The organism is Escherichia sp. AM3, assembly GCF_032029835.1.
In the GTDB taxonomy this organism is placed as follows: Bacteria; Pseudomonadota; Gammaproteobacteria; order Enterobacterales; family Enterobacteriaceae; genus Escherichia; species Escherichia coli.
Genome location: NZ_JAVUPQ010000441.1, coordinates 1 through 776 on the forward strand (window position 1 = coordinate 1; position 776 = coordinate 776).

Annotated in this window: 1 protein-coding gene; it reads left to right on the forward strand. The window is 53.6% G+C overall.

All coding sequences use genetic code 11. From position 1 onward, the window contains the following. Positions 1-776: hypothetical protein (locus tag RTW80_RS26460; RefSeq protein ID WP_312721055.1), on the forward strand; the 776-nt coding region annotated here is incomplete at both ends.

Below are 776 nucleotides of genomic sequence, written 5' to 3' on the forward strand. Positions count from 1 at the left end.
AGCCTCCTGGCTGGCCAAAGAGAACAGAGCACGTATTGATGACGTGGTGGATTTCCTGAAAAACGCCAGTGACAGCGAGCAGTATGCCGAGTCACCGACTATCCGCAGCCGTCTGGACGAAATGATTGTGCTGCTTGACCAGTACACTGCCAACGGCACTTACGGCCAGTATTTTAACTCTGATGAGCCGTCCCTGCGGGATGACGCAAAAATGGTGGTGCTGGAGCTGGGCGGACTGGAAGACCGTCCGTCACTGCTGGTTGCGGTGATGTTCTCCCTGATTATCTACATCGAGAACAGGATGTACCGCACGCCGCGTAACCTCAAGAAACTGAACGTTATTGATGAAGGCTGGCGTCTGCTGGACTTCAAAAATCACAAGGTCGGTGAATTTATTGAGAAAGGCTACCGTACGGCCCGCCGTCATACCGGTGCCTATATCACCATCACACAGAACATCGTCGACTTTGACTCTGATAAGGCCTCCAGTGCTGCCCGCGCGGCATGGGGTAACTCCTCCTACAAAATTATCCTCAAACAGAGTGCGAAGGAGTTCGCGAAATACAACCAACTGTATCCGGACCAGTTCCTGCCACTGCAGCGCGACATGATTGGTAAGTTTGGTGCGGCCAAAGACCAGTGGTTCAGGTCCTTCCTGCTGCAGGTGGAAAACCATTCCTCCTGGCACCGTCTGTTTGTGGACCCGTTAAGCCGCGCCATGTACAGCTCTGACGGCCCGGATTTTGAGTTTGTGCAGCAGAAGCGTAAAGAGGGGC